Below are 18866 nucleotides of genomic sequence, written 5' to 3'. Positions count from 1 at the left end.
CAGAATTAAGTTTATTTTAAATTATTTCTATGTTGAACTTGTTTTATTTGAGTTCTTCTTAAAACGTTATACATTTAAGTAAACGTATTTCAAAATTAAAATTAATTATTTATTGAATTTACAACTTGCTTTTTAACGGTTTTTAACTTCAACTTTAACTAGTTTTAACAAACAAAAAAATGGTTTTATATTCCTATATTTGTGCACTATTATGCAACAAGAATTTTATAAATATCAAGGAACGGGTAACGATTTTGTAATGATTGATAATCGTTTACAAACGTTTGATAAAAATAATACCAAACACATTGCTTTTTTATGTGACCGACGTTTTGGCATAGGTGCAGACGGATTAATTCTATTAGAAAACCATGACACTTATGATTTTAAAATGGTTTACTTTAATTCTGATGGAAATGAAAGCACCATGTGTGGTAATGGTGGGCGTTGTTTGGTAGCTTTTGCTAGAGATTTGGGTATTATTACAAAAAATACTGTTTTTGAAGCTATTGATGGTTTGCATCATGCAGCCATTACTAATGATATTGTTAAACTTCAAATGTTAGATGTTGATACTATTGAAAAACATGAAAACCACGTGTTTTTAAATACAGGTTCACCACATCATGTTGAATTTAAAGACAATATTGAAGATTTTGATATTAAAACCGAAGGCGCTAAAATACGTTACGGTGCGCCTTACAATGAAGCTGGTAGTAATGTTAATTTTGTAAAGAAATTAACAAATGACACTTTTACAGTTAGAACCTATGAACGTGGTGTTGAAGATGAAACCCTTTCATGTGGCACTGGCGTTACTGCAGTAGCTATTGCTATGCATGCAATAAACCAAACTACTAGTAATAACGTTAATTTAAATGTTCAAGGTGGTAAGCTAAACGTATCGTTTACAAAGGATACTAATGGCGCTTATAAAAACGTATGGCTTGTAGGGCCAGCTAACTTTGTTTTTAAAGGAACCATATGATTACATTAAAAGGCAAAGATATTTATTTGCGCGCTTTAGAGCCAGAAGACTTAGCCTTTGTACACAAAGTAGAAAACAATGAGGCCATTTGGCAACTTAGTAATACCCAAACGCCTTTTTCAAAATATATAATTAAACAATATATTGAAAATGCTCATAAAGATGTTTATGAAGTAAAACAATTACGTTTGGTTATTGCAAATTACAATAATGATGCCTTAGGGATGATTGATATTTTTGATTTTGATGTTAAAAATAGTAGGGCAGGTATTGGTATTTTAATTGAAGACGAAAAAAGTAGAGGCAAGGGCTATGGAGCACAGGCTTTAAATTTATTAGTCAATTATTGTTTCACACATTTGAGGTTGCACCAGTTATATTGCAACATAACTGAAGATAACCTAGCTAGTATAAAACTTTTTGAAAAACAAGGTTTTAAGCAAGTAGGATTAAAAAAAGACTGGAATTTTATTAATAACTCTTATAAAAACGAATATTTATTTCAGCTAATAAATAACTAACATGTATATAAAAAAAATTCTTTGGGCCATAGCTTTAATAGGCTTGGTAATTGCTGGCTATTTTGCCTATTTTATTTACAGTGCTATGATGGTGCCTAACACAGCTTTTAATAACAACGAAGCTTATATTTATATAAAATCTACAGATAATTACACACAAGTAAAAGAGCAACTAGAACCACTATTAAAAAACATAAATAAGTTTGATGCACTAGCAAAACAAAAAAAATATGTTAATAACATAAAGCCCGGTAAGTACGCTATAAAAAAAGGCATGAGTAATAATGAAATTATTAATGCTATACGCAGTAAAAATTTACCTGTTAAAGTGTCTTTTAATAATCAAAGTTCTTTAGAGAAATTAGCAGGCAGAATTGCGTTACAAATTGAAGCGGATAGTGTTTCATTAATTAAAGCTTTTACAGATAAAGCATTTTATACTGATAATAATTTCACTGAAGCTACAGCATTAGGTATGTATTTGCCCAATAGTTATGAGTTTTTTTGGAATACAAGTGCCGAAGATTTTAGAGCCCGAATGCTAAGAGAATACAAGGCCTTTTGGAATACTAACCGCCAAAATAAAGCCAAAGCATTAGGCTTATCTCAGCATGAAGTAATGGCTTTGGCATCTATTGTTTATGAAGAATCTAAACAAGCACAAGAGCAACCAAGAATTGCAGGTGTTTACATAAATCGTCTTAAAATAGGTATGCCTCTGCAAGCAGACCCAACCCTTAAATTTGCGGCATATAAACTGCCAAAATATAAAAATACGGTTATTAAACGTGTATTAAATGTGCATAAAGATATTGAGTCTCCTTACAATACTTATAAAAACGCAGGCTTACCGCCAGGACTTATAGCAATGCCTGATTTGTCGGCAATTAATGCCGTTCTAAATTATGAAAAGCATAAATACTTATATTTTGCTGCAGATGCTCAACGCTTGGGCTATCATAAATTTGCTAAAACATTATCACAGCACAATCAAAATGCTAGAGCTTACCAAAGATATTTGTCATCACAAGGCATAAATAAGTAGTGAAACAGTGTGGCAATAAATACATTTTACCTTTTTTTCTGCTTGTAAATGTGGTGTTTGGGCAAGCTGAAAAGCCTCATTTTTTTAAACCAAGTGATACCTTAAACATACCAAGACGTAATTTGGTGGTTATTTCTGAGGCTTCTTTAGCAACCGTTTCTTTAATAGGTTTAAACCAATTATGGTATGCTAATTACGATAAGTCTAAATTTCATACCATAAATGATAATAACGAGTGGTTGCAAATGGATAAAGTAGGCCACGTGTTTACAGCTTACCAAATAGGAAGCGCAGGAGCCAATTTACTAAAATGGAGTGGTGTAAGTAAAAAAGATCAATTACTATATGGTGCTACTTTGGGCTTTTCTTTTTTAACAGCAGTTGAAGTTTTAGATGGTTTTTCAAAAGAATGGGGCTTTTCATGGGGTGATGTTTTTGCCAATGCTACGGGCACAGGTTTGTACATAGGTCAAGCGTTACTTTGGAAAGAGCAACGTATTAGCTTAAAATATTCCTTTCATCAAACAGCATACGCATCTCAAAATCCAAGTACATTAGGAGCTAATTTTTCTGAACAAATTTTAAAAGATTACAACGGACAAACCTATTGGTTAAGTTTCAATTTACACGCTTTTTTTAAACGTAGCAATTTACCAAAATGGTTAAATATTGCTGTTGGTTATGGTGCCGAAGGTATGCTTGGTAATTTAAAAGATATTGACAATCAGTTGTTAACAAATAAAAAGCCTATGCGTCAATTCTATTTAAGTTTTGATGTAAATTTGAAAAACATAAAAACAAAGTCTCCAGTTTTAAGTTCTATTTTTAGTGTTTTGAATGCGATAAAAATACCCTTTCCAGCATTAGAATTTAATAAAAAAGGAAGTGTATTTCATCCATTCTACTATTAAATTACGTATTTAATCGAGTAGGTTTGCGCGTATTAATATTTTTTGTACATTTGCACGCTCAAATTTCAAGGCATATTTTTTGTATAAAATATGTTGTAAAAATTTAGAACTATGGTAAAGAATATTGCAGGTTATATTACCCTCGGTCTTACTATATGTGTTATAGCATATGTTTCGTTTGCTGAAAATGAAACGATAGATTTGAGTAAGTATTCTACAAAAGGACTAGGCTTAAATTACACAGTTGGCCTAAACGATGTTAAAGACCAGGATCTTATAGCATCTAATGAAGTTTTTACGCCTTACTTAGGTAAATCCTTTATTGGTTTTAAAGAAGCGGTGGCTTTTAAAGAATCTAGAGGAAATTATGCGTGTATTAACACGTTTGGATACCTTGGTAAATATCAATTTGGCGAAGAAACTTTAAAACTAATTGGTATTTATAATGCCAAAGCGTTTTTAAATGACCCTAAACTTCAGGAAAAAGCATTTATTGCTAATGCATCAAGAAACAAATGGATTCTGCGAAGAGATATTAGAAACTTTGTTGGTAAACGTATTAATGGCGTTTTAGTAACAGAATCTGGTATTTTGGCTGCAGCACATTTAGCAGGGCCTGGAAGTGTGAAAAAGTATTTAAGAAGTTACGGATTAGATAACTTTGCTGATGGATTTGGTACCACCGTGTACACTTACATGAAGCGTTTTTCTGGTTATGATACTTCTTTTATTAAACCCAACAAGAAAGCAAAAGCTATGTAATGTGTTGTTTTTTGCAGTAAAATTAGCTTTTATGAATAATGAATATGGTAGGTCTTTTATGAAGGTCTACCTTATTTTTTTTCCAATTTCCGGCAGGTAGTGTTTTAATAAATTCACTTTGAAGTGTAATATCACACGCTACACAAACGCTAGTATTATCTGATAAAACAGCTGTGATATCTTCTAGCATTTTATTGTTTCGGTAAGGTGTTTCAATAAAAATTTGAGATTGATTTTGGTCAAATGATAAACGTTCTAAACGTTTTAATTCTTGTTTACGTTCATTTTTATCAATAGGAAGATAGCCGTTAAAAGCAAAACTTTGGCCATTCATACCAGAACTCATTAATGCAAGTAATATTGATGATGGCCCAACTAAAGGAACTACTTTTATGTTTTTTTGATGCGCTATTTTTACAACGTCGGCTCCCGGATCAGCAACTCCTGGGCAGCCAGCTTCAGATAATAAACCAACATTTTTACCATGTAAGCAAGGTGTTAAAAACTCAGGCAATTCAGTAAGCTCTGTATGTTTGTTTAAAACAAAAAGATTAAGTGATGGTTGTGATTTATTAGGTGCAATTTTTTTTATAAAACGTCTTGCAGTTTTTTGGTTTTCAACAATAAAATAATCTATGCTTTCAATGGTGTTTTTAACCGTAATAGGCAAAACATCAAGTGGTTCATTATCACCTAAAGTTGTAGGTATTAAATATAGATTTCCTGTTGTATGCATTGTTTTATTGTAATTTTTCAGCAATTATATTACATGCCTCATCAAGCATTTGGTAAACGTTTTCAAATCCTTGTTCACCACCATAATAAGGGTCTGGCACCTCAAAATTTTTATTAGGGTATACCACGTTTAATAGCATTTCAACCTTATTTCTGTCTGCATCATTTCTAGCAAGTTTTATAACGTTTTGGTAATTTGTTTGATCCATAACGTAAATAAAATCAAAAACATCAAAATCGTTTACTGTAAATTGTCTTGCTTTTTGGTTTGAAATGTTTAAGCCGTGTGTTTTTGCAACAGCTATTGATCGGCTATCAGGTTGTTTATTAGTGTGGTAGTTTGCAGTTCCGGCAGAATCTACTATGTAGTTTTCTTTTGGTAGTTTATATTTTAAAATACCTTCTGCTAATGGAGATCGGCAAATATTGCCCAAGCAAACCATTAGTATTTTTGTCATTATAAAAGGTGTTAAACTGAAAGCTTTTTAGTAATATCTTCAACGTATTTTCTAAATTGTTTATCTGTTGAAGTAAGGTTGTCAACCGTTTTGCAGGCGTGTAAAACAGTTGCATGATCACGTTTTCCAATTTGCGAACCAATACTAGCTAATGATGCTTTTGTGAATTTTTTTGCAAAAAACATAGCTAATTGACGTGCTTGAACAATATGACGTTTTCTAGTTTTAGATTGAAGTGTGTCAACATCCATTTGAAAGTAATCAGATACTACTTTTTGTATGTAATCTATTGAAACTTCACGTTTTGTATTTTTAACAAACTTCTCTACAATAACTCTTGCTAAATCTATAGTTATTTCTTTTTTATTGAAAGAAGATTGTGCAATGAGTGAAATAATAGCACCTTCAAGTTCTCTAACGTTCGATTTTATGTTTTTAGCAACATAATCAATAATATCTTCAGGCATTTCAACACCATCACGATATAGCTTATTCTTTAAAATTGATACACGAGTTTCAAAATCTGGGGTTTGCAGTTCAGCTGAAAGTCCCCATTTAAAACGTGATAACAAGCGTTGTTCAATATCTTGCATATCAACCGGTGCTTTATCACTGGTTAAAACAACTTGTTTGCCGTTTTGGTGTAAGTGGTTAAATATATGAAAGAAAACATCTTGTGTTCCTGTTTTTCCTGATAAAAATTGAACATCGTCAATAATAAGAACATCAATAATTTGATAGAAATGTATAAAATCATTTCGGTTGTTCTTTTTTATAGCGTCAATATATTGTTGCGTAAACTTTTCTGCAGAAATATATAAAACTGTTTTTTCAGGGTATTTGTCTTTAATATCAACACCTATAGCGTGTGCTAAATGTGTTTTGCCTAAACCAACACCACCAAAAATTAATAACGGATTAAAAGAAGTGCCTCCTGGTTTGTTTGCAACGGCTAAACCAGCACTACGCGCTAAACGGTTTGAGTCTCCTTCTAAAAAATTATCAAAACTATAATTTGGGTTTAGTTGAGATTCTACTTTAACATTTCTAATGCCAGGAATAACAAACGGATTTCGTAATTCCGGACTCTTATTATTTAAAGGAATATCAACATCTTGCGATTTTACAGCAGATCTATTTGAACTTGGTATTTTTTCTGTGAAAGGTTGCTTATTACCATAAGTGTTTTCCATTTTAATAATGTACACCAATTTGGCATTTTTACCTAACTCTTTAGTTAAAGCAACTTTAAGTATTTTTACGTAGTGCTCTTCTAACCACTCGTAAAAAAATTTGCTAGGTACCTGAATGCTTAAAGCATTGTCAGTGAGTTTCACTGCAACTATGGGCTCAAACCATGTTTTATATGCTTGCGGTTGAATATTATCTTTTATGAATTTTAGACAATTATTCCATACCGATTTCGCAGTGTTACTCATTTTTAAATTTTAAGGTTTGTTAATTAGCAAAAATTAGAAAAGAGGTGTGTAATCCCTGTCCCTCTTACAGTGGGGCAAATATGTGAACAAAATTCTTAAAAAAAAAATGAAATATTATTGAATTTTTAGAAATTTTTCCTCATGTTTAATCCGTTTCCGAAACTACAAAAAAATATTCAAAATAAACAATGAAAATCGACGAAATACAAATTAGAGTGAGGTATGGTGAAACAGACCAAATGGGGGTAGTGTATCATGGTAATTATGCGTTGTATCTAGAAATGGCAAGGGTTGAATGGTTGCGTAAGCTTGGTGTTTCATATAAAACAATGGAAGAAAATGGTATTATGCTACCTGTAGTTTCTTTAAATATAAATTATAAAAAACCAGCAGGTTATGATGAGTTAATTACAGTAAAAACTCAACTTAAAAATAGGCCAACTGCTAAGATTGAGTTTGATTATGAAATTACCAATGAAAAGGGTGAAATTTTAACCACAGCAAGTACAATTTTGGTGTTTGTTGATATGAAAACTAAACGGCCAATACAAGCACCCGATTACATATTAAATTTACTTGAAGATTAATTGCATTGTTTTATGCTTATTTGATGCAATGTATTGAAACTATTAAAAGTAGCTTCTGCATCTTTTTTTCTAACAGAAATAGTTACTTCACAATCCATTTCTAGTTTTTGGTTTATTATATTTAGGTTTTTTTCTTTTATAATACGCATTACGGTATTCATATTGGGGTAATCAAAATGTATTATAAAATTAATATTGATGGTTTTTTCAATAATTTTAGATGCTTCTAATGTAAGTTGCGCTGTGGTTTTATAAGCGTTTATTAAGCCGCTTACGCCCAATTTTACACCACCAAAATAACGTACAACAACAATTAAAATGTTGGTTACATTAAATGATAATATTTGATTGTAAATAGGCATACCCGCAGAGTTACTAGGTTCGCCATCATCATTAGCTCTAAAAATTACAGTTTCAGTGCCAATTTTATAGGCGTAGCACCAATGTCTGGCGCTGTGATGTTCTTTTTTTAATGCTTCAATATGTGTTTTAACATCGTCTTCTGTTAAAACAGGAAATGCATAGCCAAAAAACTTACTGTTTTTATCTTTAAATAAAATGTTGTCAGTTTTTTTGGTAATTGTTTTGTATGTGTCTGTTTCTGTCAAAAAATTAAAATAGGGCGCTTTGGGTTTTAAATAAATTGGCAACATCGTCTTTTTCTGGGTTAAGGTGCCATGTGTTTATGTTCATGTTTTTAGCTGCAGTAATGTTGTTTTTTACATCATCAATAAATAAGCACTCTTCAGCTTCAACATTGTTGTCATTTAAAACAAATTTATAAATATATGAATCGGGTTTTCTTAAGTTTATTTCGTGCGAAAGGTAAAATTTATCAAAACAGTTTTTAAAACTGCTATAAAAAGGAATGTTTTCTTCAATCCATTTTATGTGTAGTGCATTGGTGTTGCTTAATAAAATGAGTTTGTATGATGCGTTTTCTTTTAAATCTTTTATGAAATTTAATCGGTGTTTTGGGAAATCGGCTAAAATGGAATTCCATTTTTCAATAATTTCATTTTCAGAAAATTCAGGAAAAAAACAAGTGTAATTATTTAAAAACTCTTGGGTTGATATTTCGCCTTTTTCAAACTTTAAATTGGTTTTTATAATAGCATCAAAATGTTTTGAAGATTCAAAATGTTTAATGTAATTAGCTGTATACTCATTATTTAAGTTTATAAATACGTTTCCAAAGTCAAAAATTAAGGTACTAATCATTGGTGTAGATTTTTAGAATATCTGACTGAATTGTGGTTTCATAGGTTAAATGTCCTGAAAGTACGGGGGCTTTTGTGCCTTTGTTAAAGTTTGTGTTGCCTGTAAAAATACGTGCTTCATCCCAAAGGTTTTCGTTTATAAAAGTTTGTAAAGTTTGGCTGCCACCTTCAATAATAACTGAGTTTATGTTATGTTTAAAAAGCACATTGCATATTTGCTGCGCTATGTTGGTTTTTGTGTTCCAGTTTATAGTTTCAAAATGGCAATTAGGTGTATTTGTATTTATGTTATTGTGCTTTTCACAAACTATAATAGTTTCAGCTTCGTTATTAAATATATTTAAATTTTTACTTAATTTTAAGTGTTTGTCTATTACCACTCTAGTAGGGTTTTGCCCTTTGTAATTGCGAGTTGTTAGCGTTGGGTTATCTTGTAAAACCGTGTTGGTGCCAACTAAAATGGCCTGTTCTTGCATACGCCATTTGTGTACTAACTGTTTTGAGTATGTGTTAGTTATCCAAACAGGTTCTTGTTTGGTTTTGGTTAAGGGCGCTATAAAGCCATTGGTAGTTTGTGCCCATTTTAAAATTATATAAGGTCTTTTTTTATTATGAAACGTAAAAAAACGTTTTAAATGTTGTTTGCACTCTTTTTCTAAAACACCTACAGTTACATTAATGCCGGCTTTTTTAAGTTTCTTTACACCTTTTCCGGCAACTTGTTCATTATCATCAATACAACCAATTACTACATTGGGTATGTTGTGTTTTATAATTAAATCACTGCATGGTGGTGTTTTGCCGTAATGAGAGCAGGGTTCTAAAGTTACATAAATGGTAGCGTGTTTTAATAAAGCTTTGTTTTTAACAGCGTTTATAGCATTTACCTCGGCATGGTTTCCGCCGTATGCACTTGTAAAGCCCTCGCCAATAATAGTGTTGTTGTATACTATTACAGCTCCAACCATGGGGTTTGGTCTTGTGTTGCCTAAACCGTTTTTGGCTATTTGTATGGTACGCTTTATGTAAAATTCGTTAACTGTCAATATTAAAATTTTATGTTTACATTATCGGTTTTATCTATGCTATAGGTGTATGAAAATCCGAAAACTTTATAAATTATAGCACCTTTATACTGTACTTTAATTTTTTTTGAAAACAAACTTCCTATTAAACCGTTAATGTTTTTGTTGCTTAAAATACTATCTGTAGGAATGTGTGTTTTTAATGGTATAGAAAATTCTTTTTTTGCAGGAACATCAAAACTTTCGGTTGATACGGTTGCCATTTCATTGTTGTTAATAAAAACTTTAATGGCATCGGTTTTTAATTGTCCGCCAATATCATTTGGGTTTAAAAAAATAGCATTAGCAGTAATGGTTATGTGCTTGTTTGTAGATTCTAAAACTTTAATGTTTTCAATATGTAAAAACTCGGGTTTTTCTTTTACAGTACAGCTAAATATTAAAAAAGTTATTGTTAATAAAATAATGAAACCCTTTTTCTGCATGTTTTTATATTTAAGTATCTTCACTTGGGTAAAAATACTATTTTAAAGTGATTAAAGATACTATTGTTATTAGAGAAATTAAGCCAGATGATAATGAGCCGTTAGAGCAATTAATACGCAATTGTTTTCATGAGTTTGATATTCCGTTAGAAGGCACTGCCTACACAGATCCTGAAACATCGCAAATGTACCAAGCCTACCAAAACACAAATGATATTTATTTTGTTATAGAAAATAATGGCGAAGTTTTAGGAGGCGCAGGTATAAAGCCTCTACCAAATTCAAATACGCATATTTGCGAACTTCAAAAAATGTACTTTTCGCCTAAAATACGCGGAAAAGGTTACGGAAAAAAAATGTTTGAAACCTGTTTAAAAGCGGCAAAAAACTTAGGGTATAAACAGTGTTACATTGAGTCGGCACCGCAATTAAAAGCGGCCATTCATGTGTATGAAAGTTTTGGTTTTAAGCATTTACAAGGTGCTCTTGGTAATACAGGGCATTACAGTTGTGGTATTTGGATGATTAAAGATTTATGAAGTTAAAAGCCATACAAAATACATTTCAAACAACATTAAGCGGTATTTATTCAAAAGAAGAAATAGATACTATCTTTTTTATGTTGAATGAAGCCTACTACGGCATAACACGTTTACAATTAGCACTAAATACTAATTTAGAATTAGAAAATACCGATGCTATTTTGAAAGCGCTACAGGCCTTAAAAGCCGAAAAGCCCATACAATATATATTAGGTGAAACTGAATTTTTCGGATTAAATTTTAAAGTAAACCAACATGTTTTAATACCCAGACCAGAAACCGAAGAATTAGTAGCGTGGGTTTTAAAATGGTACTCAAAGTTAAACAGCGCATCTCAATCATTAAAAATTCTAGATGTTGGTACCGGAAGTGGTTGTATAGCTATAACATTGGCCAAAAAAATACCAAAAGCATCAGTTTTTGCGCTAGATGTAAGTGGTAATGCGTTAACTGTAGCAAAACAAAATGCAGTATTAAATAATGTTGATGTTACATGTGTAGAAGCTTCAATTTTAAAACCAGATACGGCTAATAAATTACCAGATTTTGATGTTATTATTTCAAACCCGCCTTATGTTAGAATGCAGGAAAAGGAATTAATGAAACCCAATGTTTTAAACAATGAACCCCATTTGGCATTGTTTGTAGAAAATAATAATCCATTACTATTTTACAATGCTATTTGTAAGTTTGCATCTAATAAATTAAAAGAAAATGGCGCTTTGTTTTTCGAAATAAATGAATATTTAGGTGAAGAAATGAAGCAATTATTACATAATTATAATTTTAAAAATATTGAATTAAAGCAAGATATTTTTAAAAAAGAGAGAATGATAAAAGGCGTGTATTAATGAATACAGAACAAAAAATAAATCAGCTAAGGGAAGAATTACGTACACATAATTACAATTATTATGTGCTTGATACTCCAACAATTTCAGATTTTGAATTTGATATAAAACTAAAAGAACTTCAAGCTTTAGAAGAAAAACACCCTGAGTTTTTTGATGCAAACTCGCCAACACAACGCGTGGGAGGTGCTATTACCAAAAATTTTGAAACAGTTGTACATGAGCACCGTATGTATTCTTTAGATAATTCATACTCAAAAGAAGATTTACAAGATTGGGAAACACGCATAAAAAAACTAGTTGATGGCAACGTACAATACACCTGTGAGCTAAAATATGATGGCGCTTCAATGAGTTTAACCTATGAAAACGGTAAGTTAGTACGTGCTGTAACAAGAGGCGATGGTTTTCAAGGTGATAATGTTACAGCCAATGTAAAAACAATAAAATCTGTACCATTGCAGTTAAAAGGCGATTTTCCTTCAAAGTTTGATATTAGAGGCGAAATTGTTTTGCCTTTTGATGGGTTTAATAAAATGAATGAAGCACGTTTGGCTAATGGTGAAGAGCCTTACAGAAACCCAAGAAATACAGCTTCAGGAAGTTTAAAGTTACAAGATAGTTCTGAAGTTGCTAAACGCCCTTTAGAATGTTTACTTTACAATATTACAGGTAAAAATTTAGGTATAAAAACACAATTTGAGAGCTTACAAAAAGCCAGGGATTGGGGTTTTAAAGTGCCAGAAGCAGCTAAATTAGCCAATTCAATTGACGAGGTTTTAGAATTTATAAATTATTGGGATGTTAATAGGCATAATTTACCGTATGAAACAGATGGTGTTGTAATTAAGGTTAATAGCTTTCAGCAACAAGATGAATTAGGTTATACCGCAAAAGCACCACGTTGGGCAATGGCTTATAAGTTTAAAGCAGAACAGGTTTCAACAAAATTAAATAGTATTACATATCAAGTTGGGCGTACTGGTGCAATTACGCCGGTAGCTAATTTAGAGCCAGTAGAACTGGCAGGAACCACTGTAAAAAGAGCATCATTACACAATGCTGATCAAATTGAAAAATTAGACGTTAGAATAGGTGATGAAGTATATGTAGAAAAAGGTGGAGAAATTATTCCTAAAATTTTAGGCGTTGATGTAACAAAACGTTTGCCAAATTCTCAACCCACTACATATATTACACATTGCCCTGAGTGTGGTACAGAATTAATACGAAAAGAAGGCGAAGCACAACATTATTGCCCTAATTATAATGGCTGTAACCCGCAAATTATAGGTAGAATTCAGCATTACATATCAAGAAAAGCTATGGATATTGAAGGATTGGGAGGTGAAACCGTAGCACTTTTAGTAAATGCAGGACTTATAAATAATTATGCCGATTTATATCAATTAACAAAAGATCAAATACTGCCCTTAGAACGTATGGCAGAAAAAAGTGCCGATAATTTAATTGAAGGTATTTCAAAATCTGTAAATATTCCGTTTGAGCGCGTTTTATTCGCTTTAGGTATTCGTTATGTTGGTGAAACTGTAGCAAAAAAATTGGCTAAACACTATAAAACAATAGATGCCATTGCTTTGGCTACTGAAGAAGATTTAGTTAATGTTGATGAAATTGGTGTTAAAATTGCGCAAAGTGTAGTTGATTTTTTTAATTCTGAAGTTAATAGAAACATTATTGAAAGATTAAAAGGTTTTGGGGTGCAATTAAAAATTTCGGAAGAAGAGCTTGCAGGACAAACAACTATTTTAGAAGGACAAATAATTGTGGTTTCAGGAGTATTTCAAACCGTGTCTAGAAATGAGTTGAAAAAACTTATTGAAGATAATGGCGGTAAGGTTGCTAGCTCAATATCTTCAAAAACTAGTTTCATTGTTGCTGGTGATAATATGGGGCCAAGTAAAAAAGAAAAAGCAGATAAACTTGGGATTTCTATTTTAAATGAAAGTGAATTTTTACAAAAATTAAAATAAAACTGCATTTCATCGATAAAATGCATTTTTTTACCGATAAATTGGATATAAGTTTTACATTTGTATCCAACCAAAAGTAATTGAATGTCAACATCAAAGATAATATATTTATTTGTCTTGTTAGTTTATATCCTATTTTCCGTATTCGGATTCATAGGTTATGAAGATGTTTCAGTTTTTTTAAACGCACTTATTGTGCCTTTAATAGCAGTAAACTATTTTCTTTTTTTTAAAGGAAAAACAAAATACTTTATATTGTTTATGATATGCTACACCATATCAGATTTAGAGGGTTTACTTGTAGATCTTTTACCTGAAACAAGCACTTTTGATTTTATAGTTAATACAGATTATTACATAGGAAATTCACTTTACATACTATCATATGTGTTTTTAATCTTACTAATAGCTCAAGGTGTTAACTTTATCCAGGTTCTTAAGAACTTTAAAATTCATTTAATTGTTTTATTGTCTTTAAACATATGGCTTGTGTATGTGCTTCAGGTAATAGTTACTCCAACTACTATGTATGGCGGAGAATTTTTTCTTGAGTTAATATATAATGTTGTTATGCTGTTATTACTTTCAGTAGCACTTCTTAATTATTTTTATAAAGACAATAAAAAAGCTTTGTATTTATTTTTAGGAACCATGTGTATTGTTTTTTCAGAAGTAGTTGATGTTGCTTATATATACATGGCTCATAGGCATTTGTTAGTACTTTTGTCAACAACACTTACATTACTGGCTTTCTTTTTCTTTTGTAGGCAAGCGGAATTATTAGATGTTAAAAAAGATGGTATGTATGTATAAAATACTTTAAATTTTAATGGTTATTTGTGTTTAAAAGAAGGAATATCTTCCTTGTGTAAAAACAAAATAATTAAAGTGATTATAAAAGTAATTATTGCAGTACCAAAAAGTACACCGCCGTCATTATTTACAATTATTCCTAATTTGGTTATGTGAATTACAATGGCGCCACCAATAATTCCTAATGTTAGTAAAGCTCCAATATATATAGTTTTAGGTATTAATAATAAAATACCGGCAACAAGTTCAAAAACACCAATAATAATTCGGCCATTGGGCTCTAAATCAACTTTTGAAAATATATAAACACTATCTGGGTGTGCTGTAAATTTAAAGCGTAATGTTTGAATAAGTATAATTGCCACTAACAAACGTAGTATAAAAGAGATCTGTTTTTTCATTTATAGAATTATTAAGAGTCTTTTTCTTAGACGCTTATTTTTCAATTACTTATCAAAGTTTTTTATGTGAAGTATCGATAAAAGGATGATTTTTGGTTAAAAATCGATAAAACGACAATTTTAAACGTTGAAATGAGTATTTTTTTTTATATTTGATTTAACCTACTTATTGTTATCATTATGAAAAAAATATTTACGCTGCCCTTTGGTAAATTATTTTTTAGCGTTTTTTTTGTGTTTGTAGCAGCAATGGTATATTGTAATGTTACTAGCAACTTTAAAATAGCTAATTATATTTACCTGTTGGTAATTCCGACTTTTTTAACTGTTTTTATTTCAAAATTTAAAACCTTAAATATTGGTTTTGCTTTCTTTTTAGTTTTTGCTTTTTTAGGTAATATATCATCATTCTTTTTTTATGAAGACTTGCAATTAAAAGTGGCTAGTGCACTATATATTATTGGCTTTATATATTTAATAGCTGTTAAATTACCCAAATTCAAAGTATTTAAGTTAGATAAGTTGGTAATAGGGTATTTAATAATGATTTTTTTTATAGGGCTTTACTTTTTATACAGTTTGTATAGCGTATTAAATAGTGTTGTAAGTGATAATAGTGAAGTGTTGTTATTTGCAATAAAAAACTTTGTTGTAATGTTTTTAGCTTTATTGGCTTATGGCGTGTATTTAAGTGTAGAAAGTAAACAATCTGTTTGGTTTTTAATTAGCGTTATATTTTTAGGTTTTGCAACAGTTTTAAACTATGTAAACCTATATTATATATATCATTGGAGTTTTGAAATGCTTGAAAAAATAATGTATGTGTCAGGTGTATATTTTTTAATTAATTCTATGGCTTTTAAAGAAAGTATAGAGGTTAGTAAACACCTAAAAACTTCAAAGGGTACATTAAAAATGCCTAAAAAACTTAGTTCAGATAATGGTAGCTTTAGCTTAAACAATTATTGATGTACCGTTAGCCGATTTGTTTTTATCGGCATCAAAATAAAAATCAATTTTTCCTAAGTAAATACCATAACAACCAACTTGGTTTACAAGCATGTTTTTATTGTCAATATTTTTTACAACAGTTGGTTTTGGTAAAAAAGTGTGTGTGTGGCCACCAATAATTAAGTCAATATCTCGGGTGGCTTTGGCTAAGCTTAAATCGCCAATTTTATCACCCTTATAATTATAACCTAAGTGCGATAAACAAATTATTAAATCGCATTGCTCTTCGGTTTTTAAAATCTTGGTCATTTCTTGGCTGGTTTCAATAGGGTCTAAGTACTCAGTTTCCTTATAAAGCGACGGTGCAACCAAGCCTTTAAGTGCAATGCCTAAACCAAAAACGCCAATTTTAATACCATCTTTCATAAACACTTTGTAGGGTTTAACATGTGTATCCATTACGGTGTTTTTAAAGTTGTAATTGGCAGAAATAAATTCAAATTTAGCATGTGGTAGTTGTGCATATAAACCATCAATACCGTTATCAAAATCATGATTTCCAATAGTTGCAGCATCATATTTTAACATGCTCATAAGTTTAAACTCTAATTCGCCACCGTAGTAATTAAAATAGGGTGTGCCTTGAAAAATATCGCCGGCATCTAATAAAAGTGTGTTAGGGTTTTCGTTTCTAATATTTTCAACTAAAGTAGCTCTACGTGCAATACCACCTTTATTAGCGTTTCTTCCATCATTAGGGCCAAAGGCATCAATGTGGCTATGCACATCGTTTGTGTGCAATATGGTTATTTTTTTTGTTTTTGAAGTTGAAAAAGATTGTAAACCAACACCACCTAGTGTTACTAAAGCTGTTCCTGCTGTTGCTTGTTGTATAAATGCTCTTCGTTTCATTGTTGTTAAAGATTATTTAATTTGAATAAATCTGTCGTCAATAACAGGATTAATAGTGTCAATAGTATTAAAATGATCAATTAAAGCGGTTCTAATTTTATAATTCAATTTGTATAATGAATCATTTGGTTTAAAAAAAGTCATGCCATCATTTCCTTCGTATAAATAATCGTTGGTGGCTACGTAATAGGTTTTGTTTTTGTTAATATTTTCACCTTTTACTGTAGCGTTAATTGGTTTAAAATTGGCATTAATTTTAAGCTTAAGTTGAGATATTGGGTGTGCGCGTTTATTGCTAGATAAAAAATTTACAATGCTATCAATTTGAAAACCTTTTAAGGCAACAACCACTATGCTGTTTTCAAAAGGCATAATTTCAAAAGCGGTTCTTTTGCTAATATTTCCTTTAGGTAAAACAGCTCTAATACCGCCATGATTTAGTAAAACCAAATCAATATTTTTACCGGTTCTTTTATTAAAAACTGGGTTAGCTTGTGTGTAAACAGCATCAGCTAAAAAATTACCAATAGCAGTATTTAATAGCCCATCATTTTTAGAAAACACGTTAACGGAATAGGCAAGTGTACTATCTAAATCGTTGTTAATGTGCTCTCTGTAAGGTTTTATAAACGCATCAATTTCAGAATTTGCGTTTAAAGAATCAGAAATTACAATACGTTTACCTTCAATTTTATGTAAGTTATAGGTTTGCTCTTTACAGCTAGTTAAGGCAAAAATTATTAACAAAATAAATAAATGTGTTAACCTCATGTGTTTAATCAAAATTTTGAATGTAGTTTTGCTACCTTTGCGCAAAGGTCAAAGATAAATGATTTTAAAGGGTTTTAAAGGAAAATCTAATAAGAAGTACTTAAACAAATTGTTAACACAAAGGCAAGTAAACATTACTAATAATAAGGTTAGTAGTTTAGGTGTTGTTATAAATGTAAACGAATTTGATGATTTTGAGGCTTTTAAAAAGTTAGCAACTTTAATTAAAATTCACACTAATAATGTGAAGATTATAGCTTTTTCTGAAGATGAAAAAGAAAACTTGCTATCATGGGATTTGTGTTTTACTCCAAAAGATTTTGGTTGGCGTGGTGCTGTAAACAATGTAGAATTACAAAACTTTTTAAACAAAGAGTTTGATGTTTTGGTAAGTTATTACAACGAAGAAATTTTAGAATTAAAACTTATAACAGCAGCATCAAAAGCGGCGTTTAAAGTAGGTGTTTTACAAACCGATGAACGTTTAAATGACCTTATTATAAAAACAGATATTAAAGAATTTGATGTGTTTAAAAACGAGCTTTTTAAATACTTAACTATATTAAATAAAATTAAAAATGAACAGTAAGTTTTTAGGAACTGGCGTTGCTTTAGTTACACCTTTTAATGCAGATTTAAGTGTAAACCACCAAGCTTTAACAAACATTGTAAATCACAATATTGAAAACGGTACAGAATACCTAGTTATTTGTGGTACAACAGCAGAGAGCGCTACACTTACAAAGCAAGAAAAACAAGATGTAATAGCAACCATTTCTAAAGCTAATAATGGGCGTTTACCTTTGGTTTTAGGCATTGGCGGAAACAATACAATGCAAGTGGTTGATGAAATTAAAACCACAGATTTTACAGGAATTAGTGCCATTTTATCGGTAGCACCATATTATAATAAACCAACTCAAGAAGGTTTTTATCAGCATTTTAAAGCAATATCTGAAGTTTCGCCAGTTGATATCATTTTATACAATGTACCAGGCAGAACCGCCAAAAATATGGAAGCAGCTACAACACTACGTTTGGCTAATGATTTTTCAAATATTATTGGTGTGAAAGAAGCAGGCAATAACATGGCACAATATTTAGAATTGCTTAAAAACAAACCAGATGATTTTTTAATTATTTCAGGTGATGATGATTTAGCCTTAGGAGTTGTATTAGCTGGAGGAGCAGGTGTTATTTCGGTAATTGGGCAAGCACTACCAAAAGATTTTTCTGAAATGATACGTTTAGGTTTACAGGGCAATGCCAAAGAAGCTTATAAACTTCATTTCAAATTAATGGATATTATTGGGTATATTTTTGAAGAAAACAATCCATCAGGTATTAAAGCAGTTTTTGAAGCTTTAGGTTTATGCGCAGACACAGTTAGGTTACCCGTAGTACCAGCAACAAGTGCTTTAAAACAAAAAATAAAAGCATGCCTAGCAAAATAAA

Annotated in this window: 23 protein-coding genes; 13 read left to right on the top strand and 10 right to left on the bottom strand. The window is 30.8% G+C overall.

Going from position 1 to position 18866, the window contains the following annotated elements:
* The first annotated feature begins 211 nt into the window (after nt 1–211).
* The 5 genes from dapF (at nt 212) to FUA26_RS07895 (ending at nt 4227) form a co-directional block, all read left to right on the top strand.
* Nucleotides 212–988 carry a diaminopimelate epimerase gene (dapF, locus tag FUA26_RS07915; RefSeq protein ID WP_147134026.1) on the top strand — a complete coding sequence of 259 codons (777 nt, stop codon included), beginning with the start codon at nt 212–214 and terminating at the stop codon, nt 986–988.
* On the top strand, nt 985–1509 hold the full coding sequence (locus FUA26_RS07910) for a GNAT family N-acetyltransferase (protein WP_147134024.1): 525 nt from the start codon (nt 985–987) through the stop codon (nt 1507–1509). The genes dapF and FUA26_RS07910 overlap by 4 nt, the downstream gene beginning before the upstream one ends.
* Before the next feature lies 1 nt (nt 1510).
* Nucleotides 1511–2554, top strand: a complete 1044-nt coding sequence (mltG, locus tag FUA26_RS07905; protein WP_147134021.1) for an endolytic transglycosylase MltG — start codon at nt 1511–1513, stop codon at nt 2552–2554.
* Complete coding sequence (locus FUA26_RS07900; RefSeq protein WP_394344913.1) at nt 2554–3465, top strand: DUF2279 domain-containing protein; 912 nt, start codon at nt 2554–2556, stop codon at nt 3463–3465. The genes mltG and FUA26_RS07900 overlap by 1 nt, the downstream gene beginning before the upstream one ends.
* A gap of 111 nt (nt 3466–3576) precedes the next feature.
* Nucleotides 3577–4227 (top strand): peptidoglycan-binding protein LysM, encoded by a 651-nt coding sequence (locus FUA26_RS07895; protein WP_147134018.1) that lies wholly within the window; start codon nt 3577–3579, stop codon nt 4225–4227.
* 22 nt (nt 4228–4249) lie between these two features.
* On the opposite strand, the gene FUA26_RS07890 is transcribed toward FUA26_RS07895, so the two are convergent.
* Genes FUA26_RS07890 through dnaA form a run of 3 tightly spaced genes read right to left on the bottom strand, consistent with a single transcriptional unit; the run spans nt 4250 to nt 6859 of the window.
* Nucleotides 4250–4963, bottom strand: a complete 714-nt coding sequence (locus tag FUA26_RS07890; RefSeq protein WP_147134015.1) for an SAM-dependent methyltransferase — start codon at nt 4961–4963, stop codon at nt 4250–4252.
* Between the two features lie 4 nt (nt 4964–4967).
* Nucleotides 4968–5420, bottom strand: a complete 453-nt coding sequence (locus FUA26_RS07885) for a low molecular weight protein-tyrosine-phosphatase (protein WP_186826885.1) — start codon at nt 5418–5420, stop codon at nt 4968–4970.
* Nucleotides 5421–5431: 11 nt separating this feature from the next.
* Nucleotides 5432–6859, bottom strand: a complete 1428-nt coding sequence (gene dnaA, locus FUA26_RS07880) for a chromosomal replication initiator protein DnaA (protein WP_147134009.1) — start codon at nt 6857–6859, stop codon at nt 5432–5434.
* A gap of 188 nt (nt 6860–7047) precedes the next feature.
* Between dnaA and FUA26_RS07875 the strand changes: the two genes are divergently transcribed.
* The gene (locus FUA26_RS07875) at nt 7048–7446 is read left to right on the top strand and encodes an acyl-CoA thioesterase (protein WP_147134006.1); all 399 of its coding nucleotides are present in this window, start codon (nt 7048–7050) and stop codon (nt 7444–7446) included.
* On the opposite strand, the gene FUA26_RS07870 is transcribed toward FUA26_RS07875, so the two are convergent.
* From FUA26_RS07870 to FUA26_RS07855, 4 genes are read right to left on the bottom strand one after another with little or no spacing between them, the layout of a single operon-like run.
* Complete coding sequence (locus tag FUA26_RS07870) at nt 7443–8054, bottom strand: IMPACT family protein (protein ID WP_147134003.1); 612 nt, start codon at nt 8052–8054, stop codon at nt 7443–7445. The two genes, FUA26_RS07875 and FUA26_RS07870, sit on opposite strands and share 4 nt — an antisense overlap.
* Before the next feature lie 4 nt (nt 8055–8058).
* Nucleotides 8059–8667 (bottom strand): HAD family hydrolase, encoded by a 609-nt coding sequence (locus tag FUA26_RS07865; RefSeq protein WP_147134000.1) that lies wholly within the window; start codon nt 8665–8667, stop codon nt 8059–8061.
* Nucleotides 8660–9712: a bifunctional diaminohydroxyphosphoribosylaminopyrimidine deaminase/5-amino-6-(5-phosphoribosylamino)uracil reductase RibD gene (gene ribD, locus FUA26_RS07860; protein ID WP_147133997.1), complete on the bottom strand. Its 1053-nt coding sequence runs from the start codon at nt 9710–9712 to the stop codon at nt 8660–8662. Before ribD ends, FUA26_RS07865 begins: the two co-directional genes overlap by 8 nt.
* A 2-nt stretch (nt 9713–9714) precedes the next feature.
* Nucleotides 9715–10176, bottom strand: a complete 462-nt coding sequence (locus FUA26_RS07855) for a hypothetical protein (RefSeq protein ID WP_147133994.1) — start codon at nt 10174–10176, stop codon at nt 9715–9717.
* 47 nt (nt 10177–10223) lie between these two features.
* Between FUA26_RS07855 and FUA26_RS07850 the strand changes: the two genes are divergently transcribed.
* From FUA26_RS07850 to FUA26_RS07835, 4 genes are all read left to right on the top strand, one after another.
* On the top strand, nt 10224–10715 hold the full coding sequence (locus FUA26_RS07850; RefSeq protein ID WP_147133991.1) for a GNAT family N-acetyltransferase: 492 nt from the start codon (nt 10224–10226) through the stop codon (nt 10713–10715).
* Nucleotides 10712–11569 (top strand): peptide chain release factor N(5)-glutamine methyltransferase, encoded by an 858-nt coding sequence (prmC, locus tag FUA26_RS07845; protein ID WP_147133988.1) that lies wholly within the window; start codon nt 10712–10714, stop codon nt 11567–11569. Before FUA26_RS07850 ends, prmC begins: the two co-directional genes overlap by 4 nt.
* Nucleotides 11569–13563 (top strand): NAD-dependent DNA ligase LigA, encoded by a 1995-nt coding sequence (ligA, locus tag FUA26_RS07840; protein ID WP_147133985.1) that lies wholly within the window; start codon nt 11569–11571, stop codon nt 13561–13563. The genes prmC and ligA overlap by 1 nt, the downstream gene beginning before the upstream one ends.
* Before the next feature lie 84 nt (nt 13564–13647).
* Nucleotides 13648–14376, top strand: coding sequence for a hypothetical protein (locus FUA26_RS07835; protein WP_147133982.1), 729 nt, complete (start codon nt 13648–13650; stop codon nt 14374–14376).
* A gap of 20 nt (nt 14377–14396) precedes the next feature.
* Here the strand turns inward: FUA26_RS07835 and FUA26_RS07830 are convergent, their stop codons facing one another.
* Entirely contained in the window at nt 14397–14777 is a 381-nt protein-coding gene (locus FUA26_RS07830; protein WP_147133979.1) for a DoxX family protein, read from the bottom strand.
* Between the two features lie 180 nt (nt 14778–14957).
* Between FUA26_RS07830 and FUA26_RS07825 the strand changes: the two genes are divergently transcribed.
* Nucleotides 14958–15746: a hypothetical protein gene (locus FUA26_RS07825; protein WP_147133976.1), complete on the top strand. Its 789-nt coding sequence runs from the start codon at nt 14958–14960 to the stop codon at nt 15744–15746.
* On the opposite strand, the gene FUA26_RS07820 is transcribed toward FUA26_RS07825, so the two are convergent.
* Both FUA26_RS07820 and FUA26_RS07815 read right to left on the bottom strand, forming a co-directional pair.
* Nucleotides 15732–16640: a bifunctional metallophosphatase/5'-nucleotidase gene (locus FUA26_RS07820; RefSeq protein ID WP_147133974.1), complete on the bottom strand. Its 909-nt coding sequence runs from the start codon at nt 16638–16640 to the stop codon at nt 15732–15734. The two genes, FUA26_RS07825 and FUA26_RS07820, sit on opposite strands and share 15 nt — an antisense overlap.
* Before the next feature lie 12 nt (nt 16641–16652).
* Entirely contained in the window at nt 16653–17411 is a 759-nt protein-coding gene (locus FUA26_RS07815; protein WP_147133971.1) for a 5'-nucleotidase C-terminal domain-containing protein, read from the bottom strand.
* A gap of 58 nt (nt 17412–17469) precedes the next feature.
* On the opposite strand from FUA26_RS07815, the gene FUA26_RS07810 reads away from it, so the two are divergent.
* Together FUA26_RS07810 and dapA are read left to right on the top strand one after the other, a co-directional pair.
* Complete coding sequence (locus tag FUA26_RS07810; RefSeq protein WP_147133969.1) at nt 17470–18000, top strand: DUF6913 domain-containing protein; 531 nt, start codon at nt 17470–17472, stop codon at nt 17998–18000.
* Entirely contained in the window at nt 17990–18865 is an 876-nt protein-coding gene (gene dapA, locus FUA26_RS07805; RefSeq protein WP_147133966.1) for a 4-hydroxy-tetrahydrodipicolinate synthase, read from the top strand. Before FUA26_RS07810 ends, dapA begins: the two co-directional genes overlap by 11 nt.
* Nucleotide 18866 lies beyond the last annotated feature (1 nt).

The sequence above is a fragment of the Seonamhaeicola algicola genome (assembly GCF_007997385.1).
Taxonomy (GTDB): Bacteria; Bacteroidota; Bacteroidia; order Flavobacteriales; family Flavobacteriaceae; genus Seonamhaeicola; species Seonamhaeicola algicola.
The sequence above is the reverse complement of the archived record's forward strand: the minus strand, read 5'-3'. Positions and strand labels throughout refer to the sequence as shown.